Source organism: uncultured Xanthomarina sp. (assembly GCF_963971605.1).
GTDB lineage: Bacteria > Bacteroidota > Bacteroidia > Flavobacteriales > Flavobacteriaceae > Xanthomarina > Xanthomarina gelatinilytica.
In genome coordinates this window covers 26,012-49,661 of the sequence record NZ_CAXATZ010000013.1, presented here as the reverse complement: position 1 = coordinate 49,661, position 23,650 = coordinate 26,012, and the positions used below count along the sequence as shown (strand labels likewise).

Genomic DNA, 23,650 nt, shown 5'->3' with positions numbered 1-23,650 from the left:
TATTAATCTTTAATACTGTTCATATGACTGCATATCAAAACTTTTGGGACGCTGAGATAGAAACACTGCTTCAGCAATTAGACGCACCACAATCTCTTGAAGAGAACATTGTGGACACATTAAACAATTCAAGAAGAACCGGAATCTTCCCTAATCAAATTATTAATGCACTTCGTATTGGATTGTCTTTAAAAGAGGGCAATCAGAATATGGCATTTGTAGCATCTATGCAAAGTGGAAAATCTGGTACGGTATATTTTCTGTGCAATTATGTATTACCTGCTATAGGTTTAATTAAAGAATATGAATCTATCCTATTTGTTACGAGTATGCGTGATACAGATTTATACAATCAAAATTGTCGTGTATTACAACGTGAATATTACGATTGTGTAACAGGTGATATGAAACCTTCTGTTTTAAAAGTAATGAAAATGAGTGATTTCTTTAATCATCCAAATCCTCATAAAGTCGTTAACGAATTTGATGTGCAGCTCATTGTTCGTGACGAGGACCAATATGGTTCTGGTGTAGAATCTTCATTTGAATTAGCCTTTTTTGCTGAGTTGCGTTACCGTATGCCAGACATTAAATTACTTGCTGTAAGTGCTACACCTTATGATATTTTAGATGCACAATTTACAGGAGCAACAGATGTAGATGTAATAGTTGGTGTGCGTCCACCAGAATATTATGGCATTTCTGAAATGTTAGCTGATGATATTATTGAAGACATACCTGAAGGATTTAGACCCTTACAAGTTCAAGATGTAGAAGGTGAATCTCTTTACTCAATTCACCCAAAAACTGAAGAATATGTTAATCATCTATTGACTTTTGAAAATGGCTTAGGTATAATAAGAGAATCAAATACGTCAAGAGCGATTGAGCTTAGAAGATTACTAAAAGATCAGTATAAAAAGCAATGTACAACTATCGTAATCGGTTCCGATGTGGCTTGTGATTTTAGTATTAATGAAGGCATTAAGGAAATCTCTGATTTAATTCTAAAAAGAGGGCAACGTGTTGTTCTTATAATAGTTCAGGCGTTAACAGCTGGGAAAGATTTAGGTATTATTAAAGAAAAAGTACGTTTCGGTATTGAACCAAGAGATAGACAGCTAGCAAACGGTGCGCAAGGGATTACAGGTCGTTTTTGTGGTTATCATAAGAATCGCGATTTTAAACTAATGGCTAGTAGAAGTTTATTAGAACACTATGCGCAATTTGAACAAGATTGGGAGATTTTTGCAGATGCTGACTGGCGTAACGATTTATTCAATAGTAATGTTAGAGGTTTGAGCACACATACCAAGTTTGTAAAAACCCAGTCTGAAGGTGTATTTACGCCCATTGAGCATATTGAAGTACTTACTTACAATGAACTGTTAAGTGAATCAGGTAGAGAAAGTTTATCGTTTATTGATGATGATGCATATCACCGTTTACTAGATTATTTTGAGTCAACGTTTTATAATGTTTCTACAAAAGGAACACGTTTCAAGCAAAAGGGAGTTACGGTGCGTATTGCCTCTAGTTATAACCAAGCAAGTAATCGTGTGTATCGCAACTGGAATTGTAATCTAGAAGCCGATTTTGGAAATATTTTCTTCAAAAAGAACCCTTATCAGTTTGGTATTCTCATCAGCAATTATCCTATTGATGATGAGCGTAATACTTTAGGATTTACAGGTATTAAAATTCTTAAATCAGGTAAGCAAGAATGGCGTACTCAAGAAACGAATGTACAAAATAATTCTATGTACGGAAATAACGATGCTGCCTAATTTTATTTATTTTACTAGTTCATAGGCTTCATTGTCAATTGCTTATCAAGGTATAAAGGAGGGTTTTATATAATAATTAGGAAAAGGCTTAAAATATAATTATGATTGAAAAAACAATTCAAATTCAAGAAATCTCTGTAGATGATTTTGCGAATAGAACAGCTTGTAATACCATATTATTATTGACCAATTGCGTTTAGAATGAAAGTGCTATCTAACCAGGAACGAAAATGACTTCTCTTTTGAATCATAAAATCGTATGGTTTTATATTTTTTTACCCAAACTAATTTCAGAAATCATGAAATAAAATTGGACGTCATGGTTTGGCGATATACATTTAAAGTTTTATAATAAATATATTGAGAAATACTCGCTGAATTTTTGTCAATGTAATTAACCTGAATAAATAGTTTGAGATTATATGTTTTTAGATTTAATACAGTTGTATAGAAAAAATCAAAATATAGGTAAAATACCTTTAGAAGATTTTAATACTGAAGTGTTTGCTAATATCCTTAAAATGTATCCTAAAGTCTGTGAAGACTTTTGCTTAAATTTTTTAAAACTTCCTTTAGATAATTATATTATTAAAACACAATATCATCAATTTATTGCTTCCCAAAAACCTAATTGTATTATTGATTTAGTTTTTATTGGTGATAGTAATATTTGTTTTTTAGAAAGTAAGGTAGAGTCTATAGAGGGAGATGAACAATTACTTCGATATGAAATGGCGCTAATTGAAAACCATTCTGAAAAAGGAAAGTATTTGCTTTATTGTACTAAATATTCAGATCCTAAAAAAATGGAAAATTTTGCATCCTATTAAGAAAAAAGATTTAGCAAGACTACCAGGTATGCATCATAAAAAATTGAGTTTTCAAATTAAAGAAACACCAGAATTTAAAGAATTTTTAAGCGTATCAAACTTGTCGTATTCAAAAATAAGAGGATTCCCTCCTTATATTGTGGAGCAATATTTTGAAGAAATTGGTGAGCCAGAACAATATCAAAGTTTAGTAGAATTGTTAATATAGACTCGATTATTAATATAGGGTTGTTATATAAATCTTTTCATAAACAAATCAACAGCTTCTTCAAAGACAGCAACAGGAATCCGATGTTCCAAATTTGGTAAAATAGTTAGTTTATAACGCTGCTTTTGTGATAAGGTGTTGCCTAAAAAAGCCAGTGTGTCTTTGGGGTTGATAACAGTGTCTTTTGCTCCCAATACAATATCAATACTGGTGTTGTTGTTTTTGGGAGTTTCAATAATATGTTGAGGTACACTTCTTTTAGCTAAAGCTGGATTAAACAACAATGCAGGCACTTGAAGTAACTTACTTAAGTGAAATCCTGCAAACCCGCCCATGCTACTTCCTATTACTATATCAATATCTTTGTTTTTATAAGAATCGTAAAGCCATAGAATAGCATTAGGATTATTCTGATAGTCAATAGAAGGCGCAAAAACAGTTCCATAAGCTTCAAGTATGTTGCGTTTTTTTGGTTTTAAACTACCATTTAATCCGTGTAAGTATAATATGTTCATTGTTTTGTAATGTCTTTAAAATATTCATAAATCATAACCATTGCCAAGGTGTCTAATTCACAATAGCGTAAAAGGCCTTGATTGATTGCTTCTCGTTCTTCTTTAGTTACATCTGGGAATTGTAATTTGCCATAAGCAAATAAAGCAGCGCCACCATCTGCAATTTCTGGAACCGATTTAGACGCATGTTCTGCAGCCTCTTCTAAAGTGTCATAATCGAAGCCATCGAAAATAGGAGGTAAGTTTTTATATGGACTGACCACCGAACCGTTTTCCATTTTTAAGAACACATGATCGTTATTAAAGTTTTTGCTGGTTACATTTATTGCTTGGACAGTCTTAGAGTATTTTTTTTGAAGGAAGGTGCTGGAATACAATACAGCTGGCAGAATGGCTTTAATGGAATTTGAGCCTCCCGTAATAGGATGAAAGTAATAATTAACAATTGTGCGTTGCAAATCTATCATATCCCTATCTCCGCACCAAATTTCTGAACTACTATTGGTACTATGGCTTATGGATTTAATAAACTCCATTAATTCGTTTTTATCAGGTTCATTAGATTGAGATAGTTGCTTGTAAATAACATTTACAATGGTATTTTCATGATTGTGATACCTAAAGATACTCCCTGTATTTGCAGAAAGAGCCGTTTTTAAAGCTCGTATAAAATGGAAGTTGGGAAAAACACCAATTTCTGTATTCAAATATTCATTACCATGTTCTACACGTCCATCTTCATAAACTATGTGATGGGAAAACTGAAATGCCAATTGTTCATAAGGATGTAAATTCTTTAAAAAAGGGATAGCAACAGCTGTTGTTTCAAAGTCAATAAAGTTTAAAGGGAATTTCCAAGCGTTTAACTCCTGTCTTAAATTTTCAACATCAATGAAAGGTGTACGGTCTTGATTGATTTCTTTTTCGATCTGTAACCATTGTCTTTCGCTACGGCTTAATTTTCCAGCTTCAGGTTTGATGTTTAAATCATCTTCAGTGAGTTGGTTCATAAAAAAGCGTCCCTCATCCATGGCTTTACTGGCTGGATTGTACCAAACATCATAGGTTTTAGGCTTATTAATGGTTTTGTGTGATACTTGTAATTGCTCTTGCCAGCATTCATGAAAACCACTTTTGATGGTTTTGGAGATATCGTCAGAATAAAATTCGCAAGTTTTACATTGGGAGCCAATGGTGTTTTTTATTTTCATGTCAGTCTTATAGGCTTCTAAAAAATATGCGATTAATTCGGCGAACGACTTGGAATCGTCATGTGGATTATGTGTTAAAATATAATCGACTTCTTCTTGAACTGAAATGGTTGTAAGAATTGAATCGCCTAAATCGGCTTTAGTGATCCCTTCTTTTTTTATAATTCCTGTTCGATTTTCAGAAGACGAATCTACCTTAAAAAACTGATTTAACCCATCGACTGTTGCGGTAGCATCTTTATCCACTAAATTCAAAAAGGGATTAATTTCCCATTTTGGGAAACATAATTGCATCACATGTTTTTGAAAAGCAATATCATACAGGTATGGAGTCCAGCCTCCCGATAGCGTACCATTTTTATTAAAGAAGGATTGATGATTATCACTACTTATTGATTTTGCTTTGACCTCGATGAGGTTTATTTGATTTCCTTTCTTTTCTAAAATATCTACACGAATGAACAAACCTTCAAATAAAAAAGCCGCTTCAAAAATAACTACGTTTTCTTGTTGTAATAAATCGGTTGTTTTTTGAGCCAATAAGTTATAATTCCAATCGTTGCCTAAAATGGCCATGCCATCTGGATAATACATCCTGGCTAATTCTTCAACCTGGAATCCACCTTGGGCTAAACCTTCTAAAAAAGAATCGGTTTCATTTTGGTTTTTATAAATATCTTTACTTGTGTAAAACAGTTTTGTAGGACAGTCTAGAGCTAATTTAAATCTGGATTTGGTTAAATATCTTGGTTTCATGTGGTATATTTTTCATAAATCTGTGCTACTTCTTTCTTAATACGTTCCCGAAACCATTGAGGCTCTAACACTTCTGTTTCAATACTCATTTTTAATATTTCAATGATAAACTCGTAATTCGGGATTAAATCATAAGTCACTATCGCAAAACCATCCTCTGGATGCGACTCTGTTTTTTGTGAATGGTGTAAGGGCAGGCTTTCCAAGTATTTTAGATGCAAGTTGGTTACTTTAAGTACAATGTGTTCTGGTTTATCATTTGTATAACGTAAGCCTATAATATTTTTAAAGCGTTTGGTTTGTTTTACATATGGCATACGGTCTATGGCTGATAATTTACTGAGTTTTATATTTGAAATACGCTCAATACCATAAGTTCTAATCTCATTTTCGCCATTGGGAACACCAATAACAAACCAACGGTTAATATATTCTTTAACAATCAATGGTGTAATACGTTTCTCTTTATAGGTTTTAAAATAAAAGTTATGGTGTGTAAATTTTATATCGCGTTCCTGTTTTATAGCCATTAAAATAGGTTCTAAATTATTCAGTCCTTTTAGGTTGGATGAATCGTCAAACTGAACATAGTCCAAAGTGTTAGAGTTGCTTTTTAATCCATCACTAAACACATCTGCCAAAGATACAAGCTCCAAAAACTTAAAAAACGACGCTACTTTTACGCTCTTTTCTTCGTCTATATAATACCCATTATGTTGTTTGCTATAGGTTAATTCAATGCCAAAATCGGCTTTTATTTTTTCAAAATCACGCTCAAGGGTTCGAGGTGAGATATTAAAGTCCTTATCTTCTAAAAATGCTAAAATGTCTTCTTTAGAAGCGTATGTTTCATCGTAAATAAACTGAATAACAAACTGTAAGCGTCGTGAAATATGGTATTTAGACATTTTTATAAAATTATAGAGTTTGAGTGTCAATACATGACGATGTACTAAATATAGGTATATTTTCTTGGTTCGCCATGAATTGACGATCTTCTTTTGTTGATTTGTGACATAATCTTTAAAACCCATAATTATGAGTGCAAAATTAGAAGCCATAAGGTTAGAATTTATAAGTAAGCAAGAACAACTGGAAGAGGCAGGCAATATCTTAAAAAAAGAATTTTTTGGAATTGACAAGGCTATTGATGATTTGATAAACAACACACGTTCATGGTACGTTTTAAATGAATATCAAAATAGACCTTTGGTAATTAATCTTTGGGGATTAACTGGAGTTGGAAAAACGTCCTTGGTATTAAGGTTGGCAGAGCTGTTAGATTATGATGATCGTTTGTTTCGATTTGATCTTGGGTCAAAAAGCGGTAATTATTCTTTTAGAAGTGGCATAGAAGATTTATGTGAAAAGAATGAGCATGAGGCTTTGATTGTTGTTTTAGATGAATTTCAGCACAATCGCACATTAAAAGGTTTAGCGAGGGAAGAAGTGGAAAGTGGAGAAAACAGAAGAGTATGGGACCTAATTGATTCCGGTAAGATAGAATATTATCAATATTATACTGATTTATATGATTTGATGGGATATGTTAAGAAATTAACATATTTGCTCAATACTTCAATAGTAGTGGAAAATGGTAGAATAACTAAAGGGCTTGAAGCGTTTAAAGCTGAATTTGAAAAAGAGCGTAACTGGAATGACACTACAAATGACAATTTGTTAATTAAAAAATTAATGTATCCTTCTATTCTTGAATTAGCAGGAGACTCTTTTGGATTTTTTTTACTAAAAGATATTGAAAATCATCTTTTAAAATTAAATGGACCTGAAACATTAATGTTTTTAAAAAAGGTTATTAAAATAGCAAAAAAACCAAAAATCAAAAACTTCACAAAGTCGCTTATTTTTGTTATAGGAAACTTGGACGAGGCATATTCAATGAGCCAAAGTTTAACTGCAGATGTAAATGCAGACGTTTTTTATGAGTCTTCATTAAAAATCACAATTCCTCAAATCAAGAATGCTTTGGCCAATAGGTTTAGAAAGGAACAAATTTCACGATTGGGTAATATTCATATTATTTACCCATCCCTTAATAAGGAAGCGTATAGAACTATAATCTCAAGAGAATTACAAAAGATAGCTGAAAAAACAAGTGCGCATCTAGGTCTAAAGATTGAATTTGAAAGCTCTGTAATAGATTTAATTTATAAAGAGGGTGTTTTTCCAACTCAAGGAGTTAGGCCTTTGCTTACTACTATAAACTATGTAATAAAAACAAATCTATCCTTGTTTTTTACTGAAATTTTAATTCAAGATATTAGGGTTTCAAAACTTACTTTTTTCGTAAAAGATAAAGAACTTGTTTGTAACTATATTTTTAAAAGGAAGGTATTGCACCAACAGGCTACTGCAATTTTAACACCACTTGAGGACATTAGAAAACCTAAAAAAGATGACCTACAGGCTATAACGGCTGTGCATGAAAGTGGGCATGCCATTATTTCAGCAATTTTATTAAGAACAGTTCCAGAACATATATGTTCAGTAACAACCAATAATGATAGCAATGGTTTTACTTACACAAAATTTCCATGGAACTATTTATCAAAAAAGGAAATTGTTTGTCGTGTGGCGTTTTATTTGGGAGGTCAAGTTGCCGAAGAATTGATTTTTGGTAAAGACAATATTACTGCAGGATCATCAAGTGATGTACAATTAGCAACAAAATTCTTAAGTAATATGTATAAAACACATGGTTTAGGAAAATTGCCACTTTATTATGATTTAGATCCAAATAACAATAGTAGTTTTCATGATTATGAAGAGGTTGAAACAATGATTGAAGCCACTTTAAAAGAAGGTCATGAATTGGCAAGAGAAACTTTAAAGAAAGAAATGAATCTTTTGCTCATCATGTCTGATTATTTAAGTGATTATAGTTCCCTTGATAAACAAAGCCTTAAACAAATGATTCTTGAACATAAAGTTTCTGATGTGGAGCTGCTTGAACATGGAGATTTGCTTTATTACAGAAATCACTTAAAAAAGACTATAGCTAAACAAGAGGAATCTTCAGGTTTATTTGAGGGGGTTTCTTTAAATTATCAAAAAAAGATGAATTAAGTGATATATTTTTTAAAACATATTTCTATTCAACAAGTACATGACTTAACTTTGCACTATGCAAGTCAGGAAATTATACAGTACAGCAACAATCACCTTTTTTCAAGCTGATGTGTCTTCAGAACTTAAGCTGCCTTATGTTGTAAATGGCATCAGTGCAGGGTTTCCATCCCCAGCAGATGATTTCTTGGATATAAACATAGATTTAAACAAGCACCTTATTAAGAACCCGAGCACCACATTTTATGGTCGAGTCCGAGGTGATTCAATGAAAGATGCTGGAATACATGATGGAGATTTGCTTATAATAGATAAAAGCTTAGAACCAACAAACAATAAAATTGCTGTATGTTTTATTGATGGTGAGTTTACAGTAAAACGCATCAGTATTGAAAAGGATGTTGTTTGGCTAATTGCAGAGAATAAAAACTACGAGCCTATTAAAGTGACTAAGGATAATGACTTGGTTATTTGGGGGATTGTGACTACTGTTATAAAGAATTTGTAATTAGTCATTTTTTTCTTTTCTTATCTCTATAACTTAAATAGATAACGAATAGATAAAATGCTACAACTGCCGAAGCATAAAAACCAGCCATACTCATAAAACCAAAATTTTATATAAAAATAGAAATATATATTCGTTTTCAAAATGTTCGCACTCGTAGACTGCAATAACTTTTACGCTTCCTGTGAGCGAGTTTTTAACCCATCATTAAATGGTAAGCCAGTTGTGGTTTTATCAAATAACGATGGTTGTGTTATTGCGCGTTCTAATGAGGCCAAAGCATTGGGTATTCCAATGGGCGCACCTGCATTTGAATATAAAAAGACATTTGAGACGTATAATATCAACGTTTTTTCTTCCAATTATGCTTTGTATGGCGATATGAGTAGTAGAGTGATGAATCTACTTTCAGAGTTTACACCAGAAGTGGAAATATACAGTATTGATGAAGCCTTTTTAAAATTTATAGGTTTTGATTTTTTTAATTTCCAAGAGATAGGTCTTCAAATGAAAAGAAGAGTTACCAAAGGAACGGGAATCCCTATAAGTATCGGTTTTGCACCTACAAAAGCCTTGTCTAAGGTTGCTAATAGAATAGCCAAAAAGTTTTCTGAACGCACTAACGGTATCTGTGTCATAGATAGTGAAGAAAAAAGGATAAAAGCCTTAAAATGGTTGTCAATAGAGGATGTATGGGGAATAGGGAGAAAACATGCTAAAAGACTAAAAGCATTGCAAATTTATAATGCCTATCAATTTACGCAACTCTCAGATGACTGGGTACGTAAAAATATGTCGGTTGTTGGTTTACGTCTAAAACACGATTTAGAGGGAAAACCTACTTTAGATTTAGAAACTACGGCAAACAAGAAAATGATAGCAACAACACGCTCATTTGAGGGTATGCTAACATCATATCAAGATATTAGAGAGCGTGTGTCTACGTTTGCTGTGTCCTGTGCAGAAAAACTTCGTCATCAACAATCACAATGCCATATGCTCATGGTCTTTTTGCATACCAATGGTTTTAGAAAAGATTTACCTCAATATGGTAGAAACATTGTTGTAAAAACCCATTATCCAACCAATTCAAGTATCGATTTAGTTAAATATGCAGAAGCAGGGTTGCAAGCCATTTATAGAGAGGGTTTTCATTATAAAAAAGCAGGTGTTATTGTAATGGGTTTAACCCCAAACAATCAAAAACAATATAGTTTGTTTACTTCAGATAATCCAAAGCATGAACCAATAATGAACGTGGTCGATAGACTTAATAAAGCTTATGGTAACAATAAAATTAAGTTTGGTAGTCAGTCATTGGGAAGACAATGGAAGATGAAGCAAGAGCGTCTATCCCCAAGGTATTCAACTAATATACAAGAGATAATTACAATAAACGCATAACATAGACCTAAGTTAGAACGGCTTAGTACTCATATTTTGTTTCAATAATTAAAACTAATACATCATCATGAAACACTCGTCTTTCAATTATATTATTTTTTTTGTCATACTTATACTTGAATGAAGTTACTTTTCCCTTAATAGTATCGCTGTTTTTTATCCTAATACTACTTGCCCAAATTGGGTCATTATTTTTGTTAAATACTGTTTTTGAATGCCTTAAAAGTACGTCTTTATCATTATAATATTTATAGCTGATTTTGTTTCCGTAATTATCATATTCAATTTCAGATCTATTTTTTTGGTTTCCTTTATAATCATACATTGTTGACTCAATTAAATTCCATTTTTTATCATATTTATTAATTGAACAAGCTTTAGAAGTACTATCAATACTTTTTTTGTTTAATATTTCTATTCTGTTTTTTATATCTATGATTGCTTTGCCAGTTGTTTTTTTTCCGTCTTTAATAGTCGTGTTTTCAGTTCTTAAACCATATTTATTGTATTTATATGTAGTTTCACGAATAATAGAGTCTTTTTTAGATATAATAGTCTTTATTATATTTCCTTTTTTATCATAAAAATAACTATAGTTTAATGGTAAAGGTGAATAATTTGGTGGTGAGAATGAAAAAGATTTTTTACTTCTTAAATTGTAATCATACAAGGTTACACTTTTATTATCTTTGGTTATAATTTCTATAGTATCCTTGTAGATAACTTCGTAATCAATTGATTCAACTTTTTTAGGATGACCATATAAGCCATCAAAATTTAAACTTGTACAGCTTGTATACGCTATTAAATAGAATATAATTAGAAGTTTTTTCATTAAGTAATTATATATTTATTCAAATATATTTAATTTATGTGCTTTCACACCTCTCAAACCAAAAAAGTGGTCGCGCTTGAAAATAAGTTTAAGGTAAAGATTTCCGATAATGCCTTAATAGACTATTTCAATACGCCAAAGTATCACTTAAATGGTTTCGCCCATCCAAACATGCTCGTTATTCCACAAGAGAGGCCAGACGTTTTGGCACCTGCTGTTTGGGGCATAGTTCCAAATAATAAGAATACAGATGAAATAAAGCCATACTATAAAGAAGCAGTCAAATATGGAGGAGGTTTAAATGCACGTTCAGAGAAGGTATTTCAGCATTTTATTTATAAGGATTCCATCATGGAGAAACGTTGTATCATTCCAGTTTCAGGCTTTTTTGAACCCCATGACCAAAACGGGAAAAAGTATCCGTTCCATTTTAAATCTAAAAGCAATGATGTATTGGCATTGGCAGGCTTATATACTGTAATTGATACATACATCACCTTTACTATTTTAACAAAAGAAGCATCTCCATTATTCGAGAAAGTGCATAACTCTAAAAAACGTCAACCAATTATACTTGATGAAGATAGAACCCATAATTGGTTATCTGTGGATTTAAGGGCATCGGATATAAAAGATGTTTTAAAATATCATTACCCAGAAAATAATTTAGAAGTTTATCCAGTAAGCAAAGATTTGTTCAATACAAACGTTGATAGTAATATCCCAAGTATCATTGAGCGAGCGTACTATGACGATTTATTGCTTAAAGTATAAACTTGATTTGTCTTTATTGATGTTTTTTTAAAACCAAAAAGCGACTGTCTGAAAAGTGGTTTAGATACCTCATTGTATTCAGCATGACACTTTTTCAGACAGTCTCTTTTAGTAGTGGTTTTTCCAGCACTCACCAAAAAAAACGAGTTTGAGTGGTTGGAACTCTTTGAGGACAACAAGCAAAAAGCTCAAGATTTACAAGCCTAAATAACCCAAACGGAAAAAGAGATAGACCAGATGGTGTGTGAGTTGCCTGGCTTGACACAGGAGGAAATTAAAATTATTGAGGAGTCTTAACTATAAGCAAGCATGACTATTGTTTTTGATTTTGATGTGATGCATTGCAATACACATCTAAAAAATAAATCGCGCAGACAGGTTTGGGGTAAAATTTAGAGATAATTCGTTTGTTTCAATAACCGTATCGTCCTTTAGCGTGTAGAATTTATTTATTATGTTTTCGGTGCCAAAAACATTCCAAATAGAGCCGCCAAACTCCCCTTTAATTTTACTGTTAAGATCAACAGTGTATAAGGCAGAGACATCTGCCCTAAAATAAGAATCTAACCTAGATGAGTTTGTTGACTGAAAATTGATTTCGTTATTTACTATTTCATTGCCTTTAACGGGTTCTGTAATAGGCTTGCCTGTATGCCAATTTAGTCCCAACGAAAACTTAAAACTATTTTTAGTGTATGAAGAACCAAAGGAGGCAGCATGGGTTATATCGAAATTACTTGGAAATGGATTCTGACTAATAGATTTAAAGGTGTACTTATTATCCATGTAGGAATAGCTTAACCATACATTATAATTGGGGAAGGACTTTTTAAGTAGTAAATCCATACCATAAACGCTGTTGGTACCACTTGATTTTTCAAATTGAAATTGGTCTGTAAATCCTTGGCTTTGCGTAGTAATGCCACTTATGTATTTATAATAAAATTCTGAACTGATAAGAAAACTGTTTTTTGAGTAATTTATACCAAAGGATCCTTGTTTGCTCTGTATTACTGGAATGGAACTGTTATTGGATAATTGCCAACGTCTTTTTTCCACCCCTAAAAAGTCGTTTTGGAAATTTCTTTTTGCTCTCTCTTTAGTAAGCAATATAGTACCTTTTTAGGGTGTTTTAGCTACTATATGTTTTTCACGTTTGATTATCGTTTGCCAAAAAGTAATATGCTATATGAATGGGTTGTTTGTTTGCCTATTAATAAGGTTTTTGGTTAAAGAGGTCTTCATTGGCAATGTTTTGCCATAGGTCAATTTTGTTTTGTCAAAGGTAAAATATTTGTAAAAAATATTTAGTTGTACACTATGTTGTACACTCCAAAAACCAAAAAAGCCCTAAATCATTTGTTATCAAATGTTTAAGGCTTCTTTATGGTGGTGCCTCCAGGAATCGAACCAGGGACACAAGGATTTTCAGTCCTTTGCTCTACCAACTGAGCTAAGGCACCAGTCGCTTATTTGTGGACTTGGACAATTAAAATCAAATGTTTTCAATCATTCAAGCGGGTGCAAATATATATTCATTTTTATTATTCGCCAAAAGAAAATAAATAAAAAATGGTTTTGTAAATTTACAAACTTAATTTAAGATATGAATTTAGTTGTAGACGTTGGGAACACTTTTGTTAAATTAGCTGTCTTTCAGGATCATGACATGGTTTTTAAAACTGTGGTTGAGCTACAGGCTTTCCAACATGCGTTTGAAACTATTTTAGAAAGGTATCCCAAAATAGATGCTTGTATCCTTTCCTCTGTTGGGAACTTGCATGATTTGGCGCTAAAGCAGCTAAAAAAGCGCTTGCCAGTGGTTGTATTGAATTCTGAAACCAAAATGCCTTTTAAAAATCTTTATGGGACCCCCAAAACATTGGGAGTGGATAGGTTGGCTTTGGTGAGTGCTGCTTCTGCTCAATTTTCAGGAAAAGATGTGTTGGTTATAGATGCAGGAACATGCATTACCTACGATTTTATAACCAAAGAAAACAGCTACTTGGGAGGAGCCATTTCACCAGGCTTGCGGATGCGATATCAAGCATTAAATAATTTAACGGCCCATTTACCGTTATTGGATACAAAGCGTCCCGATCATTTTATAGGACAGTCCACAGAACAAGCCATTCATTCCGGGGTTGTTTTTGGTGTTTTAAATGAAATGGAAGGTGTTATAGAGGCTTATAAAGAAAAATATTCAGATTTAACAGTTATTTTAACAGGTGGTGATGCTAATTTTTTGTCTAAACAATTAAAAAGTAGCATATTTGCCAACTCAAATTTCCTTTTAGAAGGATTGAACCATATTTTACAATTTAATTCAACCGAATGATAAAAAAACTGGTATTCGTTTTTATTGCATTATTTGCAATTAAAAGTTACGCACAAGAGGGCACAGCCTCGCCATATTCATTTTATGGCATGGGTAGCTTAAAATTTAAAGGAACCGTAGAGAGTAGAAGTATGGGAGGGTTGAGTGTATATTCAGATAGTATTCATATAAACCTAAGGAATCCTGCATCGTATGCTTCAAAAAACTTAGCCATATACAATAACGAAAGCAGGCCAGTAAAATTTGCCATAGGAGGAAGCCATACCAATGCCAAATTAAAAAGCGATACAGCCTCAGATGAAGTCAATTCCTCCACCTTGGATTACCTGGCCATGTCCTTTCCCATTGGGAGGTTTGGTTTGGGAATGGGTTTGATACCTTATACATCTGTGGGATATAAATTGGAAACCTTGAACAATAACAACGACCTTTCCACCAAGTTTAGAGGAGAAGGAGGCGTGAATAAAGTATATGCTTCCCTTGGATATCTGGTGATGGATGGGTTGAGTGTAGGTGTTGATTTGGGTTATAATTTTGGTAATGTTAAAAATAACACCATTGAGTATGTTTACACAAACGAAGGCTCTTTGGCACAATACCAAACCCGTGAAGACAACCGATCGGATATTGGTGGTTTGAGTGCCAATTTTGGGATTATTTTTTCCAAAATGATTCAGGATAAATTTGAATTGACAACCAGTCTTACGTTTAGACCGGAAATGAATTTGAATTCCGAGAACTCACGTACCTACAACACCATTACCATTAATGCGATAAACGATCAAGAATACGTGATCAATTCCATAGAAGCAGATTTGGCCTCTCAAGGGTTAAAAAGCACAGATTTGGTATTGCCTACCAAATTATCCCTTGGAGCAGGAATTGGGCAGCCAAGAATCTGGTTTGTTGGGGCAGAATACACGTACTTAAATACCAAAGCGTTTAAAAACGAATTGTATGCTTCAAGTGATTCTGCAGGAAACGTTACCTATTCCAATGCCTCCACAGTATCCATAGGAGGTTTTGTGATACCAGATTACAATTCGTTCTCAAGTTACTTTAAAAGAGTGGTTTACAGGGCAGGAGTTCGTTTTGAAGGCACTGGTTTAAACATCAACGATCAGGCCATAAACGAGTTTGGCATATCTTTTGGAGTAGGGTTACCAATGGGAAACACGTTCTCCAATGCCAATCTAGGTGTTGAGTTTGGAAAAAGAGGAACAACCAGCGAGAATTTAATACAAGAAAATTTCATTAATTTTCAACTAAGTTTTTCATTTAACGATAGATGGTTCCAAAAAAGAAGATTTAATTAAGTATAAAATAAATTATTATGAAAACCAAAATTACATTATTGTTGTCGTTCCTATTCCTAGGAGTGAACTATGTATCTGCCCAAGATGAAGATTCAAGCACATTATCCATTATGAGTGAGTATGCCAAAGCAAAAAATTATGATGCAGCATATAAGCCTTTTATGGAACTGAGAAAGAGGAATCCTAATTACAGCAGAGCAATATATGTATACGGAGAAGACATACTTGAGGATAAAATTGAAAAATCCTCTGGAGCAGAGCAAGCTGCCTATATCAACGATTTGGTAAAGCTTTGGGAAGAAAGGGAAACCCATTTTGCCAGCAAAACCCCTAAAGGCGAATTTGGTGCCAAAGCTTGTCAGTTAATGTACGATTACAGGGAGGTTTTAAATAAAACGGACGAAGAATTATATGCGTGTTTTGATGCTGCTTATAAAGCAGATGCTGAAACCTTTACAAACCCTAAATCCCTTTATACCTATTTCTCTTTGATGGTAGATTTATTTGATGCCGGAAAAAAATCGGCTGGGGAATTATTCACCAAATACGATGAGGTTGTTGAGAAGGTAGACAGCGAAGTTGCCAATTACTCTGAAAACTTAAATGCCCTTATTGAAAAAGAAGATGCAGGAACTGCTTTAACCAGTAAAGAAGAGAGATATAAAAAATCTTATGAGAGTTATTTAAATGCTTACGATCAAATTTCAAGTAGTATCAACAGTAAGTTAGGTTCTAGAGCGAATTGTGAAAACTTGGTGCCACTTTACACTAAAGACTTTGAAGCCAACAAAGATAATGCTGTATGGTTACAAAGAGCAGCCGGAAACATGTCGGCTAAAGAATGTACAGACGATCCTTTGTTCTTTAAATTGGTGAATGCGTATCACAATTTAAGCCCTTCAGCCAACTCGGCTTATTACTTAGGAATCTTAAAAGATAAGGAAGGAAAAACATCGGAAGCCATTAAGTTCTACGAACAAGCTTTAAGCCTGGAGTCTGATAGTTTCAAAAAAGCCAAGCTATATGAAAAAATTGGTGATAAATTAAAAGCTAGGGGAGATTTTGGTTCTGCTAGGGCTTACTTTAGAAATGCTTTAAAGTTCAACCCATCAAACGGAAGACCACATTTAAAAATTGCCGATATGTATAATAGAAGCGCCAATAACTGTGGAGACACCAACTTTAACAAGCGTGCTGTATTCTGGTTGGCTGCCGATGAAGCTGAAAAAGCAGGACGTGTGGACCCAACCTTAAAAAGTGCAGCAGCTCAAACAGCAGCCAATTACAGAGCTAAAGCGCCTCAGAAATCTGAGATTTTCAGTGAGGGGAATGCTGGACAAAAAATCAACATTGGATGCTGGATTGGAGCCAGTGTTACTGTGCCAAGCTTATAATGGACAAGATAGGTTTACATAACATAAATTACATAGTCATAGCGCATGCTGTGACTATGTTTTTTTATATGATACATTTATAGCATGGACCTCAATCATTCGTTTAAAGTGTTTTTTGTTTGCCCTGTGGTTTTAAGCCTGTTCCTTTCGTGTAAAAACAATTTTGAAGAGGTTAAAAAAATTGGGATATCAGAAAACGAACCTATAGGCATTGCAGAGCATATCAATTTAAAATATACAGATTCTGGTCGGGTAACCGCCAATTTAAAGAGTCCTAAAATGTTGGATTATTCCAATAGGGAGTTTGCCTTTAACGAGTTTCCAGATGGCATAGATTTGGACTTGTTTGATGAGCAAAACCAAAAAAGCAACGTTATAGCAGACTATGCCATAGTTTACGACAAAACCGGAATTATAGATTTGCAAGGCCATGTGGTACTTTCTTCCACCAATAAAGATACCTTGTTTGCAGAACAGTTGTATTACGACCAAAATAGGGAATGGCTTTTTACAAACAAGCCAGTCACCTTTAGAACCGGAAGGGATGTTATAAACGGCAAAGGCTTCGATTCCGATACCAAGTTTACCAAAGCCCAAGTTCTAGAAATTGATGGAATCATCACACTTGACGAATAATTCTGTATCTTTACCCCATCATTTTTAATATATACTAAATGAAACTATTTAAGTTTTTCCAATACGCCTATTTGTTTTTTGCTGTTATCTTTATTTACGATGCTGTTTCAAAATACATGGAAACAGGACAGGTAGAATACACTTCCTTATTATTGGCAGCAGCAGCTATTTTTATGTTTTTCTTTAGAAAACGATTCAACAAAAAATTTGAGAACAAAGACCGTAATTAAAACATGAACCCAGATGTTATAATTATTGTTGTCTCTTTAATTCTTTCTGCTTTTTTCTCCGGGATGGAGATTGCTTATGTGTCTTCAAACAAGATTCATATAGAAATAGAAAAAAAGCAACAGGGGATTTTAGCAAAGATTTTAACAAAAATAACCGCAAGGCCTTCCAAGTTTATTGCAACCATGCTTATTGGCAACAATATTGCTTTGGTTATTTATGGGTTTTTTATGGGAGATTTGTTGGTAGATTGGTTTCATTCCTTTTTGCCCTCCAGCTCCAAGCTTATCAATTTTCTATTGGTGGATTTTAGTTTGTTAAGCCAAACCGTCATCTCTACCCTGATTATTTTAATCACTGCCGAATTTTTACCAAAGGTATTTTTTCAAATCTATGCCAATTCCCTACTCAAGTTATTGGCTTTTCCGGCCTACTTTTTTTATCTGCTCTTTAATTACATTTCCAATTTTGTGATTTGGATTTCGGATGTGGTATTGAAAAAATTTTTTAAAACCGAAGGCGACCAAGTCCAATTGGCCTTTTCCAAAGTGGAACTGGGCAATTACATTAGCGAGCAGATGGAATCTGTGGAAGAAAGTGATGATATAGATACCGAAATACAGATTTTCCAGAATGCCTTGGAATTTTCTGAAGTAAAAGCAAGGGAAGTGATGATTCCCAGAACCGAAATTACGGCTGTGGATGTTACCGAGTCATCCAAAAACCTAAACACATTATTTACGGAAACGGGATTTTCAAAAATTCTGATTTACAAGGATACCATAGACGATATCTTGGGTTATGTGCACTCCTTTGAACTTTTCAAAAAGCCCAAAAACCTCAAATCCATTCTGGTTCCCGTAGAGTTTGTACCAGAAACCATGTTAATAAAAGATATTTTAAGTGTGCTTATAAAAAAGCGAAAAAGTATCGCAGTGGTTCTGGACGAGTATGGAGGCACTTCTGGTATCATAACCGTTGAAGATATAGTGGAAGAACTTTTTGGCGAAATAGAAGACGAACACGATACCATAGATTTAATTGAAGAGAAATTGGGAGAAGACATCTATAAGTTTTCAGCCAGACTGGAAGTGGATTATATAAACGAAACCTTTAAGCTCAACCTTCCGGAGAGTGAAAACTACGAGACATTGGGAGGTTTGATTGTAGACCATAAAGAGGAAATCCCTCAGCAAAATGAAGTGGTTTTAATAGACAGGTTCCAGTTTACCATCCTTGAAGTTTCCAATACAAAAATAGATTTGGTAGAGCTTAAAATACTGGAAGCCGACTAATTTGCTAAGCTTAAAAGAATTAATATAACATTCTATTTTATTATTAAATAGAAAATGGTATTTTCGCGCACGATAATTTATAATCAATATAGACATATAAAATGGCAGTTTTAAATAAAATTAGACAACGTGGACTCTTTTTAATCATTGTAATTGCGTTAGCGTTATTCTCTTTTGTAATTGGAGATTTGTTTAGAAACACAGATGCACTGGTAGGAAAATCTCAAAACATTGTTGCAACCATTAACGGCAAAGACATTTCCCGTGAAGACTTTATGCAAAAAGTGGAGGTTGCCCAAAGACAGCTTGGTCCTAACGGCACCAATACACAAGCTATGAACAGGGTTTGGGAGCAAGAAGTTAGACAGGCAGTACTTGAAACACAATTTGAAGAATTGGGTATGACTGTTGAAAAAGACCAAATGAGGGATTTGTTAAGAACCAATTTGGCCAATAGTCCGGAGTTTCAAAATGAAGCAGGACTTTTTGATGAAAATAAATTAAACGAGTACATTGCCAATCTCAAAGAAACCTCTGCCGTTGCTTATGCGCAATGGGTTGATTACGAAAACAGCATTGGAGTGAATGCCTTACAGCAAGACTATTTTAATATGGTGAAAGCTGGTATGACAGGCACTTTGGCCGAAGGGAAATTGGAACATATGTTGGAGAGCGAAACGATTGACATTAAATATGTTCAGATACCTTACACGTCCATTCCAGACAGCACTGTTTCTGTGTCTAAATCTGAGATATCTTCTTATATCAACAAGCACAAAAAACAATATGAAGTAGAGGCTACCAGAGACATTCGTTATGTGGAATTTAAGGAAGCTGCTACAGTTGAAGACGAAAACAACATCAAACAGGATTTAGCAAACTTATTGAAAGATCAGGTGGTTTACAATGAAGTTACCAAGAATAACGATACAATAAAAGGATTTGCTACAGTAACCAACCATAAGGTGTTTGTAAATTCAAACTCCGACATTAAGTTTGAAGACCGTTTTAAATTCAAATCAGATTTGCCTGCATCAGTTGCAGATACCATCTTCAACATGAATGTTGGTGATGTGTATGGGCCTTACAAAGACGGGAATTATTTTAAATTAACCAAAGTAATTGCTGCCATACAAATGCCAGATTCGGTAAAAGCAAGACATATTTTAATTCCTTATGTTGGTGCTGCAAGTGCACAGCCAGATGTAACACAATCCAAGGAACAAGCTAAGAAAACAGCAGATAGCTTGCTGTCTGTTTTAAAGAAAGACAATTCTAAATTCGGGGAATTTGTAAGTACCTATTCGTCGGACCAAGGCAGTGTTGCCAATGGAGGAAGTTACGATTACTTTACATACAATACCATGGTACCAGAGTTTAGGGATTATGTTTTCCAAAACAATGTTGGTGATATGGATGTGGTAGAAACCGTATATGGATACCATATTATTGAAGTGGAAGGACAGAAAAACAAACAACGTGCCATTAAGGTTGCAACCGTTGCCAGGGAAATAGAGCCTTCCGAAACCACTATAAACCAAGTGTTCAGGGATGCTTCAAATTTTGAAATAGCCATAGAGAAAGGTGATTTTGAAGCTGTAGCTAAAGAAAAAGATTTGGCAGTACGTCCTGTAAATGGTATAAAGGTTTTAGATGAAAACATCCCTGGTTTAGGAAACCAAAGAGCCATGGTACGTTGGGCTTTTGAAGAAGGAACAGAGGTTGGCGATTACAAGCGTTTTAACTTAAATGGTGGTTATGCCATTGTGCAAGTAACGGCTACCAATGCTGCTGGATTGATGAATACAGAGCAAGCGTCGGTAACTGCTTTGCCAGCTATTAGAAAAGAGAAAAAAGCAGCATTGATTAAAGATAGGATTTCTGCAACCACTGTGGAAGATGTGGCTGCTGCCGAAAACCAAACAGTTAAAACAGCTTTAGCCATCAACATGAAAAACCCAACCATTTCCGGAGCTGGAAAAGAGGGTCTTGTTGTGGGAACAGCCTTTGGATTAAAAGAAGGTGAAACCTCTAAATTAATTGAAGGTGAAAAAGGCGTTTACATGGTACAGGTAACCAAAAAGACACCTGCTCCAGAACTAGACAACTATCAAGGGTTTGCAAACCAAGTAGGTACGTCTAAAATGAATAACGTAAACACCAAATTATACAATGCCTTAAAAGAGGCTTCAGATATTGAGGACAATAGAGCCAATACGGTTCAATAATAATTAGGTATTATACATATTGAAAAGCTTCACAGAACATGTGAAGCTTTTTTTATTTTATCATTTCAGGATAGGGAACAATGGTATCATAGCCTTTAGATCTAAAATAGGCTGTCGGGTTTTCTTCAGATGTAACCAATACAAAATCGCCTCCCCAAGCACCAAGGCTTTTTACAGACCCTTTAAAATCTGAAAATAAGGCCTCTTTTACGGGAACTTGGTGGATGATGCTGGATATAATTTGTTCGTGCCTGTTTATTAAGAGATTGCAATCGGTTAGATTGGAGCAGGAAATCAGTTGGGAAGTAATCTCGCTAATCTCCTTAATAACATGTGTTTTATTTGAAGTGTTGGCTTTGTATTTCGCAATACCATCACGACTGTTCTGTTTTTTGTTTAAATACACAAAATATAGTGAGTCTTTAAAAGAAGGATTAAAGTTTGCTTTCTTAATATGTCTGTTGTTATTTTCAATTTGATAGGTAATGGCAGTGTCGTGTTGTGCACAGGCAATATCATAGCCAGAACCACCAAAGGTTTGTTCCAATAACCTGTAAGCATCTATTTGAGCCCAATTTGCCATGTTGTTTATTAAAGTGGATGAGGAACCCAAACCCCAATCTTGAGGGAATGTTAATTTGTTCTCTACTTGACATCCAGATTTTAAAAACCCTGGATTTAGTTTTTTTGCAACCTGTAATATTTGAAAGAGACGCTCTGTTTTGCCATTGTTATTTAAAGCTTGAGTGGATATCTCGTTATGGTTGATTTTAAAGACTGTCTCAAACCAAATGTCATCTTTAAAATCAAAACTTTTCCACACCAGGATGGGTTTGTTTAAAGTGGTGACCTCTAGGGATTGTCCGAATTTAGTAGGCACAGCCAAAGCCATTGCGCCATCAAGAACTAGGTATTCCCCTGTAATCAATAATTTTCCGTTACTCTGAAACTTCTGCATTCGTTATTTGTTATTCTTCAATCTTAAATCCTTTATGGCTTCTACTACAGCCCTATGTGTAGCCGTATGGTTTTTAAAATGGTTTATTAAGGTGTTTTTTTCTTCATCTGTTGCTTGAAACTGGTTTAGGATATTCAACAAATGCATTTTCATATGGCCTTCCTGGATTCCTGTGGTGGTTAAAGAGCGCAAGGCTGCAAAATTTTGTGCCAATCCGGCAACAGCCACTATTTGCATGAGTTCTTTGGCAGACGGGTTGTGCAATAATTCCAAGGCCAATTTTACCAAAGGGTGTAAACTGGTTAAACCACCAACAGTACCTAAAGCCAACGGGATTTCCATCCAAAAATAAAAGATGCCAGCTTCTATTTTAGCATGTGTTAAACTGCTGTATTGTCCGTTTCTGGATGCATAGGCATGAACTCCAGCTTCCACAGCCCTGAAATCGTTTCCGGTAGCCAGAACCACGGCATCTATTCCATTCATGATGCCTTTGTTGTGTGTTACCGCGCGATACGGTTCCACTTCGGCAATTTTAACGGCTTGTATAAATTTTTTGGCAAACTCTTCGGGGTTTATGGATGGGTTTTCGGTTAATTGTTCCACAGGACAACTTACTTCAGCCCTTACCAAACAATTAGGGACATAGTTAGAGAGGATGCTCATAATGACCTCGACCTGTTTTTCTTTTTCAGTAAAGCCATCAAACAAGCGCGCTTCCTCCCTAAAGGTTTTGGCAAATTGTTCCAAACAAGAATTTATGAAATTAGCGCCCATGGCATCCAGGGTTTCAAAGGTGGCGTGAAGCTGGTAATAGTTGTCCAGGCTTTGGGTTTTATCCCGAAGTTCAATATCCAGGATGCCTCCACCACGTGCTTCCATATTTTTGGTCAAGGATTTTGTGGCTTGTATAAGTTTGGGTTTAACATGTTTAAAAAAGCTCTGTAAGGTCTTAGGGTTGCCATAGTACATAACATGTACCTGACCAATTTTGGTAGTGGATAAGACCTCTGCTTTAAAACCACCCCTTTCCAGCCAAAATTTAGCAGCTTTGCTAGCAGCAGCCACAACGGAACTTTCTTCTATGGCCATTGGGATGGCGTGCATTTTGCCATTGATTAAAAAATTGGGAGCCACACCAAAAGGCAAATAATAATTGGTAATGGTGTTTTCTATAAACTCGTCATGCAACTGTTGTAGCTTGATGTTGGAATTCCAATACTGTTTGATGATGTTTTTTGCGTCTTCATTGTTGTTGAAATAAGTAGCTACAATCCAATCGATTTTATGCGATTTGGAAAGTTTAGAAAAGCCAGATATAGATTTGCTCATGAAATATAAA

General features: G+C 34.4%; 21 protein-coding genes and 1 tRNA gene. 14 read left to right on the top strand and 8 right to left on the bottom strand.

Annotated elements, in window-relative coordinates:
* Positions 1 to 23: 23 nt before the first annotated feature.
* The 3 genes from AACY93_RS06910 to AACY93_RS06900 all read left to right on the top strand — a co-directional run bounded on the left by AACY93_RS06910 (position 24) and on the right by AACY93_RS06900 (position 2,825).
* Positions 24 to 1,787: a hypothetical protein gene (locus AACY93_RS06910; RefSeq protein ID WP_286853717.1), complete on the top strand. Its 1,764-nt coding sequence runs from the start codon at positions 24 to 26 to the stop codon at positions 1,785 to 1,787.
* Between the two features lie 422 nt (positions 1,788 to 2,209).
* Positions 2,210 to 2,617: a PD-(D/E)XK nuclease family protein gene (locus AACY93_RS06905; protein ID WP_286853716.1), complete on the top strand. Its 408-nt coding sequence runs from the start codon at positions 2,210 to 2,212 to the stop codon at positions 2,615 to 2,617.
* On the top strand, positions 2,604 to 2,825 hold the full coding sequence (locus AACY93_RS06900; protein ID WP_286853715.1) for a hypothetical protein: 222 nt from the start codon (positions 2,604 to 2,606) through the stop codon (positions 2,823 to 2,825). The genes AACY93_RS06905 and AACY93_RS06900 overlap by 14 nt, the downstream gene beginning before the upstream one ends.
* A gap of 23 nt (positions 2,826 to 2,848) precedes the next feature.
* On the opposite strand, the gene AACY93_RS06895 is transcribed toward AACY93_RS06900, so the two are convergent.
* The 3 genes from AACY93_RS06895 to AACY93_RS06885 are packed head-to-tail and all read right to left on the bottom strand — an operon-like array spanning position 2,849 to position 6,215.
* The gene (locus AACY93_RS06895; protein WP_286853714.1) at positions 2,849 to 3,340 is read right to left on the bottom strand and encodes a YqiA/YcfP family alpha/beta fold hydrolase; all 492 of its coding nucleotides are present in this window, start codon (positions 3,338 to 3,340) and stop codon (positions 2,849 to 2,851) included.
* The gene (locus AACY93_RS06890) at positions 3,337 to 5,307 is read right to left on the bottom strand and encodes a DUF2779 domain-containing protein (protein WP_286853712.1); all 1,971 of its coding nucleotides are present in this window, start codon (positions 5,305 to 5,307) and stop codon (positions 3,337 to 3,339) included. Before AACY93_RS06890 ends, AACY93_RS06895 begins: the two co-directional genes overlap by 4 nt.
* Positions 5,304 to 6,215, bottom strand: a complete 912-nt coding sequence (locus tag AACY93_RS06885; protein WP_286853710.1) for a WYL domain-containing protein — start codon at positions 6,213 to 6,215, stop codon at positions 5,304 to 5,306. The genes AACY93_RS06890 and AACY93_RS06885 overlap by 4 nt, the downstream gene beginning before the upstream one ends.
* A gap of 130 nt (positions 6,216 to 6,345) precedes the next feature.
* Between AACY93_RS06885 and AACY93_RS06880 the strand changes: the two genes are divergently transcribed.
* The 3 genes from AACY93_RS06880 to AACY93_RS06870 all read left to right on the top strand — a co-directional run bounded on the left by AACY93_RS06880 (position 6,346) and on the right by AACY93_RS06870 (position 10,306).
* On the top strand, positions 6,346 to 8,394 hold the full coding sequence (locus tag AACY93_RS06880) for a hypothetical protein (RefSeq protein WP_286853708.1): 2,049 nt from the start codon (positions 6,346 to 6,348) through the stop codon (positions 8,392 to 8,394).
* A gap of 58 nt (positions 8,395 to 8,452) precedes the next feature.
* Positions 8,453 to 8,902: a translesion error-prone DNA polymerase V autoproteolytic subunit gene (umuD, locus tag AACY93_RS06875; RefSeq protein ID WP_286853706.1), complete on the top strand. Its 450-nt coding sequence runs from the start codon at positions 8,453 to 8,455 to the stop codon at positions 8,900 to 8,902.
* Positions 8,903 to 9,046: 144 nt separating this feature from the next.
* The gene (locus tag AACY93_RS06870; RefSeq protein WP_286853703.1) at positions 9,047 to 10,306 is read left to right on the top strand and encodes a Y-family DNA polymerase; all 1,260 of its coding nucleotides are present in this window, start codon (positions 9,047 to 9,049) and stop codon (positions 10,304 to 10,306) included.
* Positions 10,307 to 10,328: 22 nt separating this feature from the next.
* On the opposite strand, the gene AACY93_RS06865 is transcribed toward AACY93_RS06870, so the two are convergent.
* A complete protein-coding gene (locus AACY93_RS06865; protein WP_286853701.1) occupies positions 10,329 to 11,141 on the bottom strand; it encodes a hypothetical protein in 813 nt (270 codons plus the stop codon).
* Positions 11,142 to 11,177: 36 nt separating this feature from the next.
* Between AACY93_RS06865 and AACY93_RS06860 the strand changes: the two genes are divergently transcribed.
* Positions 11,178 to 11,915 (top strand): SOS response-associated peptidase, encoded by a 738-nt coding sequence (locus AACY93_RS06860; RefSeq protein WP_286853699.1) that lies wholly within the window; start codon positions 11,178 to 11,180, stop codon positions 11,913 to 11,915.
* Positions 11,916 to 12,269: 354 nt separating this feature from the next.
* Here the strand turns inward: AACY93_RS06860 and AACY93_RS06855 are convergent, their stop codons facing one another.
* Both AACY93_RS06855 and AACY93_RS06850 read right to left on the bottom strand, forming a co-directional pair.
* Complete coding sequence (locus AACY93_RS06855; protein ID WP_286853696.1) at positions 12,270 to 13,025, bottom strand: hypothetical protein; 756 nt, start codon at positions 13,023 to 13,025, stop codon at positions 12,270 to 12,272.
* 277 nt (positions 13,026 to 13,302) lie between these two features.
* Positions 13,303 to 13,378 (bottom strand) — tRNA-Phe (locus tag AACY93_RS06850).
* Between the two features lie 143 nt (positions 13,379 to 13,521).
* Between AACY93_RS06850 and AACY93_RS06845 the strand changes: the two genes are divergently transcribed.
* The 7 genes from AACY93_RS06845 to AACY93_RS06815 all read left to right on the top strand — a co-directional run bounded on the left by AACY93_RS06845 (position 13,522) and on the right by AACY93_RS06815 (position 21,350).
* A complete protein-coding gene (locus AACY93_RS06845; RefSeq protein WP_286853693.1) occupies positions 13,522 to 14,253 on the top strand; it encodes a type III pantothenate kinase in 732 nt (243 codons plus the stop codon).
* Complete coding sequence (locus AACY93_RS06840) at positions 14,250 to 15,569, top strand: hypothetical protein (RefSeq protein WP_286853691.1); 1,320 nt, start codon at positions 14,250 to 14,252, stop codon at positions 15,567 to 15,569. Before AACY93_RS06845 ends, AACY93_RS06840 begins: the two co-directional genes overlap by 4 nt.
* A gap of 17 nt (positions 15,570 to 15,586) precedes the next feature.
* Positions 15,587 to 16,963 carry a hypothetical protein gene (locus AACY93_RS06835; protein WP_007648235.1) on the top strand — a complete coding sequence of 459 codons (1,377 nt, stop codon included), beginning with the start codon at positions 15,587 to 15,589 and terminating at the stop codon, positions 16,961 to 16,963.
* Between the two features lie 84 nt (positions 16,964 to 17,047).
* Positions 17,048 to 17,599, top strand: coding sequence for an LPS export ABC transporter periplasmic protein LptC (gene lptC / locus AACY93_RS06830; protein ID WP_007648237.1), 552 nt, complete (start codon positions 17,048 to 17,050; stop codon positions 17,597 to 17,599).
* Between the two features lie 38 nt (positions 17,600 to 17,637).
* On the top strand, positions 17,638 to 17,829 hold the full coding sequence (locus tag AACY93_RS06825; protein WP_007648239.1) for a hypothetical protein: 192 nt from the start codon (positions 17,638 to 17,640) through the stop codon (positions 17,827 to 17,829).
* 3 nt (positions 17,830 to 17,832) lie between these two features.
* Positions 17,833 to 19,122: a hemolysin family protein gene (locus tag AACY93_RS06820; RefSeq protein ID WP_286853689.1), complete on the top strand. Its 1,290-nt coding sequence runs from the start codon at positions 17,833 to 17,835 to the stop codon at positions 19,120 to 19,122.
* A gap of 101 nt (positions 19,123 to 19,223) precedes the next feature.
* Complete coding sequence (locus AACY93_RS06815; RefSeq protein WP_007648243.1) at positions 19,224 to 21,350, top strand: SurA N-terminal domain-containing protein; 2,127 nt, start codon at positions 19,224 to 19,226, stop codon at positions 21,348 to 21,350.
* A gap of 52 nt (positions 21,351 to 21,402) precedes the next feature.
* Here the strand turns inward: AACY93_RS06815 and AACY93_RS06810 are convergent, their stop codons facing one another.
* The gene (locus AACY93_RS06810) at positions 21,403 to 22,308 is read right to left on the bottom strand and encodes a GYDIA family GHMP kinase (protein ID WP_286853686.1); all 906 of its coding nucleotides are present in this window, start codon (positions 22,306 to 22,308) and stop codon (positions 21,403 to 21,405) included.
* 3 nt (positions 22,309 to 22,311) lie between these two features.
* Complete coding sequence (locus tag AACY93_RS06805; RefSeq protein WP_286853684.1) at positions 22,312 to 23,640, bottom strand: hydroxymethylglutaryl-CoA reductase, degradative; 1,329 nt, start codon at positions 23,638 to 23,640, stop codon at positions 22,312 to 22,314.
* Positions 23,641 to 23,650 lie beyond the last annotated feature (10 nt).